This is a genomic window from Schaalia hyovaginalis (assembly GCF_014208035.1).
Classification (GTDB): Bacteria; Actinomycetota; Actinomycetes; order Actinomycetales; family Actinomycetaceae; genus Pauljensenia; species Pauljensenia hyovaginalis.
In genome coordinates, this window is record NZ_JACHMK010000001.1 from 252,509 (window position 1) to 268,115 (window position 15,607).

14 protein-coding genes and 1 tRNA gene are annotated in these 15,607 nt (G+C 68.8%); 9 read left to right on the plus strand and 6 right to left on the minus strand.

The annotated features are described in order from the left end of the window. Nucleotides 1-57: 57 nt before the first annotated feature. The 3 genes from HD592_RS01145 to HD592_RS01155 are packed head-to-tail and all read left to right on the plus strand — an operon-like array spanning nt 58 to nt 2,317. On the plus strand, nt 58-666 hold the full coding sequence (locus HD592_RS01145; RefSeq protein WP_184451362.1) for a hypothetical protein: 609 nt from the start codon (nt 58-60) through the stop codon (nt 664-666). Then, nucleotides 656-1,852: an XRE family transcriptional regulator gene (locus HD592_RS01150; RefSeq protein WP_184451363.1), complete on the plus strand. Its 1,197-nt coding sequence runs from the start codon at nt 656-658 to the stop codon at nt 1,850-1,852. Before HD592_RS01145 ends, HD592_RS01150 begins: the two co-directional genes overlap by 11 nt. Nucleotides 1,853-1,900: 48 nt before the next feature. Next, nucleotides 1,901-2,317 carry an ImmA/IrrE family metallo-endopeptidase gene (locus HD592_RS01155; protein WP_184451364.1) on the plus strand — a complete coding sequence of 139 codons (417 nt, stop codon included), beginning with the start codon at nt 1,901-1,903 and terminating at the stop codon, nt 2,315-2,317. A gap of 17 nt (nt 2,318-2,334) precedes the next feature. On the opposite strand, the gene HD592_RS01160 is transcribed toward HD592_RS01155, so the two are convergent. The 4 genes from HD592_RS01160 to HD592_RS01175 form a co-directional block, all read right to left on the minus strand. Next, nucleotides 2,335-3,531 carry a tyrosine-type recombinase/integrase gene (locus HD592_RS01160; protein WP_184451365.1) on the minus strand — a complete coding sequence of 399 codons (1,197 nt, stop codon included), beginning with the start codon at nt 3,529-3,531 and terminating at the stop codon, nt 2,335-2,337. Nucleotides 3,532-3,669: 138 nt separating this feature from the next. Continuing rightward, nucleotides 3,670-3,756 (minus strand) — tRNA-Leu (locus HD592_RS01165). A gap of 196 nt (nt 3,757-3,952) precedes the next feature. Beyond that, nucleotides 3,953-4,738, minus strand: coding sequence for a CbiQ family ECF transporter T component (locus tag HD592_RS01170; protein WP_184451366.1), 786 nt, complete (start codon nt 4,736-4,738; stop codon nt 3,953-3,955). Beyond that, the gene (locus tag HD592_RS01175; RefSeq protein ID WP_184451367.1) at nt 4,735-6,891 is read right to left on the minus strand and encodes an ABC transporter ATP-binding protein; all 2,157 of its coding nucleotides are present in this window, start codon (nt 6,889-6,891) and stop codon (nt 4,735-4,737) included. The genes HD592_RS01170 and HD592_RS01175 overlap by 4 nt, the downstream gene beginning before the upstream one ends. A 256-nt stretch (nt 6,892-7,147) precedes the next feature. Here HD592_RS01175 and HD592_RS01180 point away from each other — a divergent pair, with 256 nt between their 5' ends. The 3 genes from HD592_RS01180 to HD592_RS01190 are packed head-to-tail and all read left to right on the plus strand — an operon-like array spanning nt 7,148 to nt 11,083. Continuing rightward, nucleotides 7,148-8,551 carry an SLC13 family permease gene (locus HD592_RS01180; protein WP_184454310.1) on the plus strand — a complete coding sequence of 468 codons (1,404 nt, stop codon included), beginning with the start codon at nt 7,148-7,150 and terminating at the stop codon, nt 8,549-8,551. A 1-nt stretch (nt 8,552) separates the two neighbouring features. Continuing rightward, nucleotides 8,553-10,616 (plus strand): sensor histidine kinase, encoded by a 2,064-nt coding sequence (locus HD592_RS01185; RefSeq protein ID WP_184451368.1) that lies wholly within the window; start codon nt 8,553-8,555, stop codon nt 10,614-10,616. Then, nucleotides 10,613-11,083, plus strand: a complete 471-nt coding sequence (locus HD592_RS01190; RefSeq protein ID WP_184451369.1) for a response regulator — start codon at nt 10,613-10,615, stop codon at nt 11,081-11,083. The genes HD592_RS01185 and HD592_RS01190 overlap by 4 nt, the downstream gene beginning before the upstream one ends. A 40-nt stretch (nt 11,084-11,123) precedes the next feature. Here the strand turns inward: HD592_RS01190 and HD592_RS01195 are convergent, their stop codons facing one another. Then, nucleotides 11,124-11,765 carry a hypothetical protein gene (locus tag HD592_RS01195; protein WP_184451370.1) on the minus strand — a complete coding sequence of 214 codons (642 nt, stop codon included), beginning with the start codon at nt 11,763-11,765 and terminating at the stop codon, nt 11,124-11,126. 96 nt (nt 11,766-11,861) lie between these two features. Then, a complete protein-coding gene (locus HD592_RS01200; protein ID WP_184454312.1) occupies nt 11,862-12,614 on the minus strand; it encodes a nitroreductase family protein in 753 nt (250 codons plus the stop codon). Between the two features lie 177 nt (nt 12,615-12,791). On the opposite strand from HD592_RS01200, the gene HD592_RS01205 reads away from it, so the two are divergent. From HD592_RS01205 to HD592_RS01215, 3 genes are all read left to right on the plus strand, one after another. After that, nucleotides 12,792-13,217: a hypothetical protein gene (locus HD592_RS01205; protein WP_184451371.1), complete on the plus strand. Its 426-nt coding sequence runs from the start codon at nt 12,792-12,794 to the stop codon at nt 13,215-13,217. A 214-nt stretch (nt 13,218-13,431) separates the two neighbouring features. Beyond that, nucleotides 13,432-14,184: an ABC transporter ATP-binding protein gene (locus HD592_RS01210; RefSeq protein WP_184454314.1), complete on the plus strand. Its 753-nt coding sequence runs from the start codon at nt 13,432-13,434 to the stop codon at nt 14,182-14,184. Further along, entirely contained in the window at nt 14,181-15,524 is a 1,344-nt protein-coding gene (locus HD592_RS01215) for an FtsX-like permease family protein (protein WP_184451372.1), read from the plus strand. Before HD592_RS01210 ends, HD592_RS01215 begins: the two co-directional genes overlap by 4 nt. Nucleotides 15,525-15,607 lie beyond the last annotated feature (83 nt).

Sequence of the window (15,607 nt, forward strand, 5' to 3'; positions counted from 1 at the left end):
AATTATGCCTCAATGCGATCGGAGGCATAATTTACCCATGAACATGAAACACTCGAAGTGCTCCTGCAGTGCAGCCGTGAGCTCGGCTCCACCCTCTGGAACGCCCAGTCTGTTGCCGCCATCCAGGCGGCAACCAAGGCTCTCGGCTACAGCGATGGGATCGACACGTACATTCGCACACACCTGATGCGCGCGGGCTTCGCGAACGAGATGCGTCACGTCAACCTCCCCGATGGATGGAGTGTCGATGTTGATACAGCGCACATGTGCAAGGTTGAGTTGCATGGGCCTGATTGCACTGTCCGCTATCTCAAAGAAAACCGCCGAATCCACCCCGGTGGTGTTCCCGGAGCTGGCAGGAATTCCCGTCGGCGCGCCTACTGGCAAGAGGCATTCGACGACAAGATCCTCGGAATTCGCGTCCCGAAGAACTACCTACTGTTGTGGAGCGAGATCCCCTCTGACGAGTCCGTCTACGGTTTCGGGCTCAGGCTCGTGCACCCGACGGGAGCGGGCCGATTCGGCATGCGCACTCCGATCGACGCCTCCGTCGACCTTATGCCTGCCGACGGCCTCGAATCGATGCTCGAGTTCACTGGCGACGACGACGAAATCGACTTCTTCGCCGACATCGACATGAGCCTTGAGAATCCCCATGCGCTCTGAGTTCGTTGACGGCCCCGTCCGCGGCGAACGCCTCCGTGACCTTGCGGAGATGGAGGGCCTTACGCTCACTTCCCTTGCCGCGCAACTCGGCATCACCCAGGGCCACCTGTCGAAGATCGTCAACGGTTCAACTCCACCTCCCGCGCGCGTTCTCGAGCTCGCCGCACTCAGGTTCGATCTTCCAACAACCTTCTTCTCCGCGCTCCCCATACCCGAAGAGAACGCACCCCTGACCTACAGGAAGAAGGCCTCGAGCGGAGCGCGCTCCGACAAGAGGATTACGCGCCTCTTCAAGGAGGCGTCCCGCTTCTGGACGTCCACTGCTACCGCCTGCGCACTCCCTACCCCCGAAGTCACTCGACTCCGGTCGATCGGCGATCACGGCGACGTCGAATACGCGGCTGACCTCGTCCGCGAGACTGTGAACCTTTCCGATAAGCCGATCCCGAACATGGTCCGACTCGCCGAACGGCTCGGCGTCGGCGTCATCATCGGGCTTGACCCTAACGTCGCGAGTAGCCCCGAGGGCGGCTTCAGCCAATCCGAATCAGGTCACTCCGACTACTCCGGTGCCACCTGCCCGAGCGCGCGCACTGAACGTCCACTAATCGTGACGATCGCGCCTCAACCCGGAGCCGTCCAACGCATGACCATCGCACACGAGCTCGGCCACATCCTCTACGACCTCAACCTCGTCGCGCCACCGCGAAGCCGCGACCTCGAGGAGAAGCGCGCTTTCGAATTCGCCGGCGCGCTCCTCCTCCCCGCGCCTGCCATGCGAGAGCACATCAACGAGACATCGTCCCTCGCGGCCTACCTACGCATGAAAGCCAAGTACGGTGCATCCGTCGGCGCCATCGTCATGCGCGCTCAGCACCTCTGTCTCATTTCCGCTGAGCGCGCACGCAGCCTCCATATCCAGATCGCTTCGCGCGGATGGAGGGACGCCGAACCGGTCAATGTCCCCGACGAGAAGCCCCTCCTCATCACCCAAGCCACTCGGCGAGCGTGGCCGAACGACACGATCGACTGCGCCGCCGCCTCCACAGGCACGAAGCACTCCTACATCCGTGCGTGGATGTCCGGCAACTCCCAGCAGGAAACGAATGAGGACGCCCGGATCATTTCGTTTCGACACGCGCGAGCGCGCAGGAGGCGGCCATTCTCGCCAAGCGCCGACGCCTGACGAGGACACGAAACCGAGATGCACATACCCGCGCGTATCCTCGCGCGCATGTGGCACCCCTGGACAGCCCTCCGCGAGCGCCTGGACCTCGTCCTCATCTGGACTGAGGCGCTCCCTGCGAACGTCCTGGGCGCAACCGATGGCCGGCGTATCTGGATGACGCCGCGCCAGCTCCAAGCCGAACGCCGCTGTACCCTCACGCACGAGCTCATCCATGTCGAGCACGGACACCGCGGCTGCCAGCCCGAGGCGATCGAGAGACAGGTCCGAGATGCGGCGGCACGGCGCCTCATCCCTCTGGACCGTCTCATCGACGCCTGTCTATGGGCGCGCGGACCCGAAGAGCTCGCCGATGAACTCTGGGTGGACCAGGCCACCCTCGATGACCGCCTTAGCGGTCTCACCCAGGCCGAACGAGACGCGATCAACGCCGCCCTGGCACAACGAGACACCCACGACGTGTAAGCGCCTCAGAGGCGTGCCTATGACGCTGACTCGATGAGCTGAGGCAACGCCGTCGCCATCGCGAGTTCGGTTGCCTCGGCCGCAATCCTCCCAGCGTCGGGCACCAGGTGCCCATAGACGTTCACCGTCGTCTGGATCGACTCGTGCCCCATGCGGTACTGGACGATGTGGATCGGCACCCCAGCCCCCAGGAGCATCGACGCATGCGTGTGCCGCAGATCGTGGATCCTCGGCGCCGGATCAATCCCCGCCGCCTCGACCGTCGGCCTCCACACGCGCGCCGTGAACCACTCCGACCGCAGACGCCCCCCATCGGGCCCGACGAAGAGCATCCCAGTCCCGCGACGATCTGCGAGCTCCTGAAGCTCTGGCACCAACTGGGCCGGGAGTGTGATCGTCCTGCGGGACTTCCTCGACTTCGGCGGCCCCAGGTGGAAACCCTGAGCCCCCCGCTTCCACGCCCGCTCCACCCGGACAGTCGCCGGCGTCGCCTCCAGATCAAGATCCGACGCCGCGAGCGCCGTCGCCTCGCCCCAGCGGAGCCCTGTCGCGAGGAGTAGCGCGATGAGGGTCTGCCATTCGGCGGGTGTGCGGGCGAGCAGGCTCGTGCGTTGGCTGGTTGAGAGGAAGATCGGCGGCCTTGTCGTGTGCTTTGCGGGGAGGCGGATCCTGTGGGCGGGGTTCTTCTCGAGGTGGCCCTCGTCGACCTGGAGGCGGAAGACGGAGGAGAGGAGTCCCTGGAGGTTCGCGATCGTCTTGGGCGACATGAACTGCGGGTCCAAGGAGGGGTCCTTCGTGCGGGCCCTGTGCGAGGTCGTCGTCTCCGTCCTCCGCAGTTTGGCGACCCATGCCTCGACGTGCTGGCGTGTGACCTGGCCGATGGGCCAGGGGTCGAAGGTCGGGCCGATGCGGCTGTCCCACATGAGCTTGTACTTGGCTACTGTGCCCTCTTCGGCGTAGGAGGAGGCGTGCTCGCAGAATCGGGTGAAGGCGTCGCGGCAGGTGATCGCCTCCTCGAGCTCGGCCCGCGTGACGGCCTCGCGGAGCAGGCGCGCTTGGGATGGTCCGACGCGTTTGATGAGGGCGCAGAAGTCTGCGGCCTGCCTGTAGGTCTCGAAGGTGTCTGTCGTCGGGCCTTTGCCCGGGTAGGGGCGGTACTGGACGCGGTAGACGACTGTCCCCGACTTGTTGGTGAAAGGTGACGGATTTGGCATGACGGATCGCCCCTTCGGGCCGTCCTCAACATGCACCACCCCTGCATCGCGGCCCCTTGCACTGGCCCGACGTAGTTGACGATGTAGTTAAGGTGCTAGTGGCACCCCGACTTTCCCGCAGAATCCCGCAGGAAACCCTGGTGCGCGAGAGGGGAGTTGAACCCCTACCCCATCACTGGGACACGGACCTGAACCGTGCGCGTCTGCCTATTCCGCCACTCGCGCGTGTCGAAAGACATTGAGAAGGCTACGGACTCGAGGGCGGACCCGTCAAATGGCGCAAGGCCCGGATCCGTTTTCAGGCTGAAGATCACAGGGGCGCCAAGGCCCGCACGGAGCCCCGGCCCGCCAGTCGGCGCGGTCGATTCGCCAGCGCCCGGACCGCAGGAACCTCCCCCCAGAAGACGTGCGCGGCGACGATTCACCAGAAGACGCGCACGGCGACGATGCCGACGATCGCGCAGATCCCCGCGAGAGCGGCGCCAAGGTCGGCCGGGGTGAAACGCTCCCGCCGATCGTCGAGGGGCTCGAAGCCGCCGCGCATCGACATGGCGCGTCCCGTGTCCCGCGCGGATCGCGATGCCGCGGAGAGGCACGCGGTCGTGATGTCCACGCCGAGGCGCACGAGCGCCCCGGGGGTCGCCCGGGTCCACTCGGATCCCATGCGCAGCTTCGCCGTGTCGATGACCGCCTGGGCCTGGTCGGAGACGACGGGCAGGGCCCGCAGGGCGAGGTTCATGACTCGCGACCACTCGTCGACCGGCGCCCCGATGCGCCCGAGGGGGCGGATGAGGGTGCGCAGCCCTTGCGCGATCCTCATCGTGGATGAGGTCCAGAGCAGCAGTGAGGTCCCCCAGACGATGACGAGGCCCAGTGCCGTGAGTCGGATGAAGTACCAGAGGCCCCCGCCCAGAGCCGCGCCGATGAGGCCCCCGATCAGCCCGCTCCAGAACCAGGAGGGCGGGATCGGGATCGCGCTCGCGGGCGCCCTGACGAGGAGCGTCCCGACCGTCAGGAGGGCGGCGACGATCCCGATCGACGGCCATGTCGGCCATACGAGGAGCAGGGTCGTGAGGATCGTCCAGGCGAGGATGAGGACTTCGGCCCGGACCTTCTTCAGGGGCGCGGGGCCCGGGAGGGCGCGCGGGAGGAAGAAGCCCGCCCGTCTCCTCCCGCGGGGCCCGGCCTGGGGCGGCTGGGTGTTCATGCGAGGACTCCCCGGGCCAGGGTGAGCTGCTCATCGCACAGGCCGGTCAGGCCCGAGTCGTCGTGGGAGATGATGACGAGGCCGAGCCCGGCCCGTCTGCGCCGCTCCAGGACGTCGATGAGGATCGCGCGCGATTCCGCGTCGAGTCCGGCGAAGGGCTCATCGAGGACGAGGGCGACCGGGTCGGATGCGAGGAGGCCTGCGAGGACGACGCGTCGCATCTGACCGCCCGAGAGGGCGTCGACATTGCGGCGGGAGAGTTCCTCGGGCAGTCCGACCTCGGCGAGGGCCGAGGCGATGAGCTCCCGCGCCCTCGCGGAGTCGAGGGCGCGGCCCTTGCGCCCTCGTCCGGTGCCCACGGAAGGGCCGTAGCCCGCGGCGGAGAGGATGTCGAGGCCGACCGTGGGGCGTTGGAGTTGGAGGCGGGCGAATTGCCTGGCGAGCCCGACCTCGCCGATGCGCCTCGTGACGGGGACGCCTCCGAGGGTGCAGCGGCCCGAAGTCGGCGACTCCAGGCCGACGAGGATGCGCGCGAGGGTGGACTTCCCGGAGCCGTTCTCGCCGGTGATGAGCAGGGCGGATCCGGGGGAGACGATGCAGCTCGCATCGGAGAGGACGAGGCGGTCCCACGGGGTGCCCGGGTTGTAGGAGTGGGTGACGCGGTCGGCCCACAGGTGCTCGATCGTGCCGGTCAGTGCGGGCGCGGGCGCCGATGCGGGCGAAGGGGCGCTTGCCGTGCCCCTTCCTCGCGTTCCGCTCGGGGCCCGGCCCTTGTCGCGCCCGTGATCGGCCCCTTGCGCAGCCGCGGCCGCGACCGCGGCCGCGCTCCCGGTCGACCGCGGTGCGCCGCTCCTCGTCCCGTCGTGGAGGATCCGCCCGCCCTCGAGCCTGATGATGCGGCTCGCGTTCGCCGCCTCGGCGGGGTCGTGGGTGATGTGGACAACGGCGGTCCCGGAGGCGGGCAGGGCGCTCAGGATCTCGAGGAGTTCGGCGCGGCCCCTCGGGTCGATCATCGCCGTGGACTCGTCGGAGATGAGCAGGGCGGGGCGGCGTGCGAGTGCACCGGCGAGGGCGAGGCGCTGGAGCATTCCGCCTGAGAGGTGACGCGGCGCGACCTGCGCCTGGCCGCGCAGGCCCACGAGGTCGAGCAGGGCGTCGAGGTCGACGCCCGCGCGCTCCTCCTCGCCCATCCCCCAAACGACGTCCTCGGCGACGGTTTCCCCGAGGAATTGTGTTTCGGCGCGCTGGGCGAGGATCGCGGTGCCCCCGACTCGGCCCAGTCCCGCGCCGCCCGGCCGGGTCGCGCTCCCCCGGGTCGGCGCGGCTCCGGCGAGGATGAGGGCGAGGGTTGATTTCCCGGAGCCGTTGGGCCCCACGATGACCGTGAAGCCCGAATCGATGTCGAGATCGATGTCCGACAGGGCGGGGGCGTCGGAGCCCGGATACGCGTAGCCGACCCCTCTGAGGCGGAGGGGGAGCGGACCCGGGCGCCCCGGCGCCTTCATGGCCTCTTCGAGGGGATCGGATCCGTCGGCGAGGTCGAGGCGCTCGAGGACGCGCGAGAGCAGCCAGTGGGCCGCGAGGAGGAGGATCGCCAGGCGGAGCCCGCTCAATGCGGGCGCCCAGATCCACCAGTGGGCGATGAAGGCGTCGACCCGGCTCTGCGCGAGCTGCGCGGATCCACCCAGGCCCGGGATCCTCCCGACGAGTTCGAGATAGCCGTTCATCGAGGTGCGCGCGGATTCGAGGGCGAGTTCGCGGGCGGATTCGAGGAGGGTGAGGAGGGCGAGCGCGCCGAGGGCGCCGATGAGCGCCACGAGGAGGGCCGTGAGGGCGACTCCGAGGGCCGCGACGCCCTTGCGGCGCAGTGCGCCGACGACCAAGGCGATCGCGCCGACTTGAGCGGTCGTCCATGCGGTCGAGATCCCGCCGACGGCTCCGGCCAGGAGGAGGGCGACGAGTGCGGTGGCGAAGGCCGTCCGCGGGCGCATGCGCGATGCGACCATCGCGATCGGAATGGCCGCGCCGATGCGGAAGAAGAGCGCGAAGACGGGCAGCGCGGATGAGCCGAGCCCGAGGGCCGCGGTCAATCCGGCGAGGATCCCTGCGGTCGCGATCTCCACGGGCGCGAGCGGGGTCCGTCGGCCAGTCATGCCCTTAGTGTGCACCGGTCGGGACCGCCGGGCACATCGGCCGAGGTCCCCGTCGGAGGCGCGGATCTGGGCCAGTGGTCCCAGAAGCCCCGCGATGGGGGCGTTCGGGGCGGGATCCCGGATCCTGTTCCCGCGACGTGCGAGTGATTCACGGCATACTCTTGGCGGAGCAAGGTCGCTTCAGACAACGAGGTCTCGATCAATGACACGCTCCCATCGGACCCACTTCAAGGTCAATCCGCGCTCCGCGACGAACATGACGACCCGCCAGAAGAAGGAGAAGGGCGGGTTGAGCCCGGTGAAGCTCTTCGGGCAGCTCGGCGCCTTCATCGCGATCATCGTCTTCCTCTTCGTCCAACTGCCCGGCCTCGGCGTCGAGGGCTCGCGGATGTTCGGCATCTTCCTCGCGGCGATCCTCCTGTGGGTGACCGAGGCGATCCCGCTGTCCGCGACCGCCGCCCTCGTGATCTTCCTCGAGGTCCTCTTCGTCTCCAACAAGGCGCTCCTGCCGGTCGGCGAGGAGGCCCCCGCCTACACGAGCTTCTTCGGGGCGCTCGCCAATCCCGTGATCATCCTCTTCCTCGGCGGCTTCATGCTGGCCGACGGCGCCGCGAAGTACAAGGTCGACCGCGCCCTCTCCGCGGTCCTCCTCAAGCCCTTCCTCGGCAAGCCCCGCCTCACCGTCATGGGCGTCATGCTCATCACCGCGCTCATGTCCATGTTCATGTCGAACACGGCGACGACCGCGACGATGTTCGCCGTCATGATGCCGGTCATCATGGCCCTTCCCGAGGGCGGGGCGAGGACGGGCATCGCCCTGTCGATCCCGGTCGCCGCGAACGTCGGCGGCATGGGGACGCCGGTCGGCACGCCGCCCAATGCGATCGCCCTCGGCGCCCTCCAGGCCGCCGGGATCTCGGTGACCTTCCTCGAGTGGATGCTCGCGGCGGTCCCGCTTATGCTCATCGTCCTCGCCGTGTCGTGGCTCTTCATCTCCTGGCGCTACGTGCCCCGGGACGCGAAGTTCGAGATCGACACCTCGGCGAAGTTCGACACCTCGCGCAACGCGAAGATCTTCTACGTCGTCGCGATCCTCACGATCCTCCTGTGGATGACCGAATCCCTGCACGGGATCTCCTCCAACATCGTCGGCTTCCTCCCCGTCGTCGCCCTCATGGTGACGAAGGTGATGGGCGGCGACGACCTGCGCGCCCTCGACTGGCCGGTGCTGTGGCTCGTCGCCGGCGGCATCGCCCTCGGCTCGGGCGTCGGTTCGACGGGACTGGACGCCTGGCTCCTCGGCTCGATCCGTTGGGAGACGATCCCGACTGTCCTCCTCATCCTCACCCTCGCCCTCGTCGGCTGGGTGACCTCGAACGTCATCTCGCACTCGGCCTCGGCGAACCTCCTCGTGCCGATGGGCATGGGCCTGGCGATGACGATCTCGACGCCCGCCGCTCAGATCGCGATCGTCCTCGCGCTCGGCTGCTCGCTCGGCATGTGCCTGCCGATCTCGACCCCGCCGAACGCCATTGCCTATTCGACGGGGACCACTCCGACCCGAGAGATGGTGGTCGTCGGCGTCGTCGTCGGCGTCGTCGGCGTCCTCCTGCTCGCCTTCGTCGCGCCGCTCACCTGGGGCCCGCTCGGAGTGATCTGACATGGGTGAGCACGACGAGCCGCCGAGGGCGGGGGAGTCCGCCTGGGAGCGCGCGAACGTGCGCGAGGGCGGGCATCGTCCGGGCCGTCGGATCCACATCCTCGTCATCGGTGATGATTCGAGGGGCTTCGCCCGCTCCCTCGCCTCGGACCTGGCCGAATCCTTCCCCAATGTGTGCCTCGACCGGGTCGACGGGGCGGAGGACCTGCGTCACTACGACGCCACACTGGCGCCGGACGACCATGTCGTCCTCGGGGTGATCACCTCGGAGGTCGCCGACATCGACGCGGCCCTGGAGCTCATGGAGGGGTTCCCGATCCTCGAGCCCACGCGTTGGCTCGTCGTCACCGACGAGACGACCCATTCGGACCTGTGGAAGTCGACGACTTCGGGCCGCTTGTCCTCGGTCCTTACGGTCCCCTGGAGGGTCCCGCTGCTCGCGGGCCAGGCCTATTCGGCGATGGTCCGGCACATGCTGGCCGATGGGCGGACCCGTGAGCAGATCGTCGAGATCCTCGGGGAGGCCCCCGACATCGCCGTCCGCGGCCCTCTGCTCAAGGGATTGGATCTTCCCGAGGGCGAAGTGGTCCGCCGACTGCTCGAGGGCGTCGAGAAGGTGCTGGGGCGCCGACCGCGCCTCATCGTGCCGGTGGGCACGGATCTGGCCGTTCAGGGGCAGCCCGTCGGCGCGGTCCACCTCGTCCTCGACGGGAGGGTTTCGCTCCACAGGGACTCGATGCGCGGCGAAGTCCTCGCCCATCACGCGACCTCCGGCCCCCTGATCGGGCTCGTCTCCCTGGCGAGGGGGGAGAACGCGTTCTTCACGGCGGTGACGACTGCGCCGACCCGCGTCGTGCGCCTCACTCATGAGCAGCTCGAGATCGCGCTGCTCGAGGAGCCCTCGCTCGCGACGCCCCTCGCCGCACTGGCGATCCAGTCCCTGACCCGTCGGCTCATGCGCGCCGAGGACCTCCACCTGGAGAACGCGATGCTCGCGGCCGACCTCGAGGCTCAGCGCGAAGCGCTGGAGATCGCCCTCGAGGACCTGCGGCGCACCCGCGCGGAGCTCGTGGAGAAGGCGCGCTTCGCGATGCTCGGCGAGCTGTCGGCGGGCATCGCCCATGAACTCAACAATCCGGTGACCGCACTCGCGCGTTCGGCCGAGCACCTCGGCGAGGACGTCGAACGGGTGCTCGCATCGTCGAAGACTCTCGAAGCGGCCCGGGCGTCCATGCGGGCCGCCCTCGAAGCCCCGCCGCGCTCGACCGCGCAGGAGCGCGAATTGGTGAAGGAGTTCCTCCCCCTCGTCGATGGCGATCGGCGCCTGGCCAGGAGGCTCGTCCTCGCGGGCGTTAGCGACCCGCACCGGGCGAGGGCCCTGAAAGAGGCTTCGACCGGCGATCTTGAAGTCGTCGAATCGGGGGCGAGGATCGGCTCCTCCCTGCGCTCCATCCTCGCGGCCGCCGAGCGGGTCGTGGACCTCACGCGCTCGCTCAAGGGGTACGCGAGGCCGGAGGCCGCCGACCTTCAGCCCGTCGACGTCGCCGAGGGGATCGACGACGTCCTCCGCCTCACCGCCTACCGGATGCGCGGCATCGAGGTGATCCGGGACATCGCCGAATCGCCGAGGGTCCTCGGTCACGCCTCGAAACTCCAGCAGGTGTGGACGAATCTCCTCGTCAATGCCGCAGAAGCCCTCGAGGACGAGCGCGAGGACGTCGACGCGCGGCGGAGGGCCGGCGAGGATTGCGCGCCCGCGCGCGGCGGGGCGCCTGCGACGATCACGGTCGCAGTGCGAGAGGAGGACGGTTCCGTCCGCGTCGCGATCTCGGACAACGGGCCGGGGGTCCCGCCCGAGATCGTCGAGAAGATCTTCGAACCGCATTTCACGACGAAAGCGGGCCGCGTCCGTTTCGGCCTCGGCATGGGGATGTCGATCGTCCGCTCGATCGTCGCCGACCATCACGGCACCATGCGGATCGAATCCGAACCGGGGCGGACCGTCATGTCCGTCTCGCTTCCCGCACTCCCGGAATCATCGAACCGACCAGAGGACACACCATGACACTCGCCATTCTCTCTCTCGAAGACGAAGCCGACGTCCGAGAGGCCCTTGAAAGGGACCTCGAGGACTTCTGGGGCAGGATCCGCCTGGAGATCGCCGAGGACGCCGATGATGCGTGGGCGGCGGTCGAGGAGGTCGCGGCGGACGGGGACGAGCTCGCCCTCGTCCTGTCCGACCACAGGCTTCCCGGTCGTTCGGGCGTCGACTTCCTCGTCGAGCTCGTGAAGGATCCGCGTTTCACCTCAACGCGGACGGTCCTCGTCACCGGCCAGGCGGATCAGGACGACACGATCCGGGCTCTGAATGAGGCGGGCCTGGACCACTACATCGCCAAGCCCTGGGATCCCGAGCGCCTGAGGCGGGTCGTGCGCGATCAGTTGACGGAGTTCGTCCTCGAGGAGGGCATCGATCCGCTGCCCTACCTGCCGCTGCTGGATGGCGTCCGCGTCATGGAGGCCATCCGCTGAGGAGGCGAGTCCGGACCGGCGGGGCGCGCGTCCTGCCGCTTCACTGCGCCTTCGAGTCCGTGGCGAAGGCCGGGCCCTCGAATCCCGAGGACCCGAGGACGGTGAAGATCCGGTCCATGAGCTCCATCGGATCTGCGAGCCCGTCCGCGACCTCCTCGTGCCGGATCTCGATGGCCGCCATGCCGTTGAGGTCGCGCACGGGTTCGGTGGTGAAGCGCGAGGCGAGGAGGATATCGGCCTCCTCGAGGTCGTCGGGGGATCCGAAGAACCAGGTCGAGGCGGTTCGGACCCCTTCGACCTCGCCGATCCACATGTGCGTGAGGATGACGCGCCGACCCGCCCGGGGGAAGACCGCGCCGACCCGGGCGAAGAGCGAGATCTTGCCCGAGTCGGGGCCGAGGGAGTCTTCGAGCAGGGCGTAGGCGTAGGCCCCGATGCCGCGAAGGGTGAGGGCGTCGGCCAGTTCCCCGAGTCGCTCATCGCCGAAGGGTTCATCGGCGAAGTAGATCCCCTCGCCGCGCAGGGGCTCGCCCGAACCGAGGATCGCGATCTCGAAACCGGCGTCGGCCAGGGCGTCGCGCACCGAAGCGATCTCGTGCTCCGGGAAGGGGTGGAGCAGGGCTGCGTTCGCGCTGTGGCGTTCGATGAAGACGTATGCGGAGAAGCCGGGCGGCGAGGACATGCCCCCATCGTAGGGCGGGGCACCGGCATCACCGGTCCCGGGGCGCGCTTCCCCTCTCCTCGGCCGGGCTCCGCTGAGGCCGGCCGAGGGCCGGGGTCACTCCAGGGCGAAGCCCTGTTCGTGGAGGACCTCCAGCATCGGCGACACGTGGGCGCCGCCGACTCCGATCTTCGTCCGGACGAGCGTCGTGAAGGACTCGACGCGCGTCGATGCGTCGCGCAGGTCGTAGTAGTCCCGGACCTCTTCGTCGTAGTCCGCGAGCGCCTCGCAGTAGGAGGCGATCCGGGGATAGGAGTTCTCGGAGACGATGAGGTCGAGGGGCAGGCGTGGCTTGAACTGGGGGTCCTGCGCGGGCCTGCCCACGAGGAGGCCGACGATCGGGAAGGTGAGCGGGGGCAGGGCGAGCGCGTCGATCACGGCCCTCGGATCGGCGAGGATCGACCCGAGGTAGCAGGTGCCCAGGCCCATTGATTCGGCGGCGACGACGAGGTTCTGCGCGGCGAGCAGGGAATCGTGAAGGGCCGTGATGAACAGGTTCGCCCGATGGAGGGGCGCCTCCGGGACTCCGCCTTCCGCCCGGATCCGCGAGTTGCGGTACTGGTCGGCGATGAAGACGAGGAGCTCTCCCCGGTCCCCTCCGACGTAGGGCTGCCCCGACGCGCGGTGGAGGCGCTCGCGGACCTCAGGGTCGGTGACGCGGATGATCGTCGTCTGCTGGAGGAAGGAGGATGAAGCGGTGTGGCGCGCGACTTCGAAGAGGGTGGTGAGCTCCTCGTCGTCGAGCCCTCCGGGCTCGAAGGCCCGGAATGTGCGGTGCCCGAGTTGGACGGTGATCGTGGTGTTCTCGATGGGCGCGTGCGCCCGTTCACGAAGAGCATCCGAGGGGGTGGTCATCGATCGTCCTTTCCTCATGTTCGTCTTCATTGTCGCGCGTTTTCCGAGATTCCGGGCGCGCGGGGCCGAGTGCTCCGGCGGGCGGTGCTCCGGCTTTTCCGTCGTGCAGAATCGGTGTCTAGAATGAGGGCTGTGATTAAGCGATCCTTCACCTCTGTCCTGTCCGTCGCGGCCATCGCCGCCCTCGCCCTCGCCGGGTGCTCCTCGAAGACGGCGAACGACGCCGAGCAGTCGGCCGCCGCGGCCGCCGAATCGGCTGTCGCGGCCGCGAACGCCGCGCAGTCCGAGCAGCTCACCATCACCAAGACCCCCGAGTCGATCGACGGCGGCCAGGTGATGCTCCCGATCAAGCGCAACCTGCTCTTCACGGTCAAGGCGGATGCGGAGAAGTGGACGGCGTCCATCGCCGATCCCTCGATCGCGGAGTTCATCGCGGGCGACGCCGCGACCCCGCCGACCATCCACCCGCTCGCCGAGGGCGAGACCACGGTCGACCTCACCGGACCCGACGGGACGACGATCTCCTTCGCGCTCATCGTCACCCCCGGAGCCCGCTGAACCGGACTTCGTGCGCAAGGCGCAGGGGAGGGCCGCATCGAAGATGCGGCCCTCCCCTGCGCCTGCGAATCTGCCGCGCATGAGAGCTGCGGGCGATCCCCCGGATGCGCTCAGGGATGAATGGGGGAGCGCAGAGGGCTGTCCCCAATGGTGCGGATCCGCCGTCCGGACGGACAGTAGAAGCATGAACATCACCGCAGAACACGCCCGATCCATGTCGCAGGGCGCGCCGGAAGGCGCCCCCCGGGGGAGCATCGCCGTTCGCGCCCTCGTCAAGACCTACCAGCGCGAGGGCGTCGCAGTCCCCGCCCTCAGGGGAGTCGATCTCGACATCGCGGCCGGCGACCAGGTCGCCCTCATGGGCCCCTCCGGTTCGGGCAAGTCCACCCTCCTCCACTGCCTCGCGAGCATCTTGCGGCCCACCTCGGGAAGCATCACGGTCTCCGGCGTCGAGGTCGCCTCCCTGTCCGAACGCGCCAATTCCGATCGCCGTCTGCGCTCCTACGGCTTCGTCTTCCAAGACGGTCAGCTCCTCCCCGAACTCCCCTGCGAGGAGAACGTCGCCCTGCCGCTCATGCTCCTCGGACGCCGTCGCGCAGAGGCGATCGCACACGCTCGCACCCTCCTCGCGCGCCTCGGCTGCGAAGGCCTCGGCGCCTTCCGCCCAGGTCAGCTCTCCGGCGGACAGGCCCAGCGCGTCGCCATCGCCCGGGCGCTCGTGACCTCTCCGGAGATCGTCTTCGCCGATGAGCCCACGGGCGCTCTCGATCAGAAGACAGGGGCGGAGGTGATGAGCGTCCTGAAGGGAGCCTGCGCCGAAAGCGGTGCGACCCTCGTCCTCGTCACTCACGATCCCGGTGTCGCGCGAGGGCTCCGCCGCACCCTCGGGATGCGCGACGGCCTCATCGACTTCGATTCGGACGCGCCCGCCGCGGGCGTCCCGCAGCAAGAGGCGGGCGTCCGATGAAGGCGTGCCGCGTCGCGGCCGGAGCGCTGCTGCGCTCCAGGGACGCCTCGACCTCGATCCTCACGGTCCTCTCCTTCGCGCTCCCCCACGCGATGCTCCTCGCGGTCGCGGGCGGCGTCGCGGCGTTCCGGGAACGCGAGGCCGCCGGCGTCGGGGCGGACCCCGATCTTGCGCAGCTGTACATCGTCTTCGCGGGCTTCGCCGCGGTCCTCCTCATCGTCCCGATCCTCACGATGGGCGCGGCGGCCGCGCGTTTGGGAATGACCCGCCGCGCCGAGAACCTCGCGATCCTGCGGCTCATCGGCCTCAGCCCGAGCGCCGCCCGTCTCGCCTGCGTCCTCGACACCCTCGTCCACGCCCTCGTCGGGACGTTCATCGGCACCCTCGTCTACCTCCTGACCCTGCCCGCGTGGAGCCTCCTGCGCTTCCAGGGGCTTGCGATGCGGGTCTCCGAGATGCTGCTCCCCGTGCACCTCCTCCTCGCGGGCATCCTCCTCATGGCCGTCCTGGCCGCCGCGAGCTCGTGGATCGCGGTGCGCCGCGCTTCGATCTCCCCGCTCGGCGTCGCCCGGAAGCAGCAGGCGAACGGAGCTTCGAAGATCGCGGTCCTCATCTTCGCCGGCCTGGTCCTCGCGTGGCTCGTCGTGGGCGGGGCCTTGCTCAAGTCGCTTCCGCAGAGCTTCGCCTTCGCGGTCATGCTCATCATCCTCGGCCTCATCTTCGCGGGCGTGAATGCCTTCGGCGCATGGTCGGTCGGTCTGCTCGGCCGCCTGATGGCGAGGACCGCGAGGACTCCCGCAAGCCTCATCGCGGGGCGCAGGCTCGCCGAGGATCCGAAGTCCGTCTGGCGGTCCTTCTCCTCCGTCGCCCTGGTCGGATTCATCGTCGGCTGCGTCTACCCGGTCGCCGCCCTCATCGTCCAGACGGGCGACTCTTCGACATCCCTCCTCCTCCAGGACATCCGCACGGGGCTGCTCCTCACGCTCGGGATGAGCGTCGCGCTCGCCGCGGTGTCCACGGCCGTCAATCAGGCCTCGCGGCTCCTCGACACGATCCAGGAGGTCCGCTCCCTCGCTCGGGCGGGCGCTCCGCTGTCGGTCCTGGACCGCGCGCGCCGCAGGGAGATCCTCCTGCCCGCGTTGCTGATCATCGGCGGCGCCATGGGGATCGGCCTGTCCTTCCTCAGTCCGGTCGGGGTCGGCGCGCAAGCGACGATCGCAATGGCCGCGACCCTGACGGGATTCCTGCTGAGCGCCGTTCTCGCGATCCTCCTCGCCTCGGAGTCGACGCGGCCGTTGCGCGCCCGGCTCCTGAAGGAGAGGGTCATCGACCCCTCCTGAGCCGAGGTCATCACTTTCCTTCATCGAGGGGATGCGGCCCAGAGCATCGGTCCGGGCCGCATCCCCTCATTCAGGTCCGCGTC

What these genes read in the sequence shown, in the direction of transcription:
- HD592_RS01195 (WP_184451370.1), bottom strand. Translation starts at nt 11,765, where the DNA reads ATGTCCTCGCCGCCCGGCTTCTCCGCATACGTCTTCATCGAACGCCAC.
- HD592_RS01155 (WP_184451364.1), top strand. Translation starts at nt 1,901, where the DNA reads ATGTGGCACCCCTGGACAGCCCTCCGCGAGCGCCTGGACCTCGTCCTC.
- HD592_RS01215 (WP_184451372.1), top strand. Translation starts at nt 14,181, where the DNA reads ATGAAGGCGTGCCGCGTCGCGGCCGGAGCGCTGCTGCGCTCCAGGGAC.
- HD592_RS01180 (WP_184454310.1), top strand. Translation starts at nt 7,148, where the DNA reads ATGACGACCCGCCAGAAGAAGGAGAAGGGCGGGTTGAGCCCGGTGAAG.
- HD592_RS01185 (WP_184451368.1), top strand. Translation starts at nt 8,553, where the DNA reads ATGGGTGAGCACGACGAGCCGCCGAGGGCGGGGGAGTCCGCCTGGGAG.
- HD592_RS01190 (WP_184451369.1), top strand. Translation starts at nt 10,613, where the DNA reads ATGACACTCGCCATTCTCTCTCTCGAAGACGAAGCCGACGTCCGAGAG.
- HD592_RS01170 (WP_184451366.1), bottom strand. Translation starts at nt 4,738, where the DNA reads ATGAACACCCAGCCGCCCCAGGCCGGGCCCCGCGGGAGGAGACGGGCG.
- HD592_RS01210 (WP_184454314.1), top strand. Translation starts at nt 13,432, where the DNA reads ATGTCGCAGGGCGCGCCGGAAGGCGCCCCCCGGGGGAGCATCGCCGTT.
- HD592_RS01150 (WP_184451363.1), top strand. Translation starts at nt 656, where the DNA reads ATGCGCTCTGAGTTCGTTGACGGCCCCGTCCGCGGCGAACGCCTCCGT.
- HD592_RS01175 (WP_184451367.1), bottom strand. Translation starts at nt 6,891, where the DNA reads ATGACTGGCCGACGGACCCCGCTCGCGCCCGTGGAGATCGCGACCGCA.
- HD592_RS01160 (WP_184451365.1), bottom strand. Translation starts at nt 3,531, where the DNA reads ATGCCAAATCCGTCACCTTTCACCAACAAGTCGGGGACAGTCGTCTAC.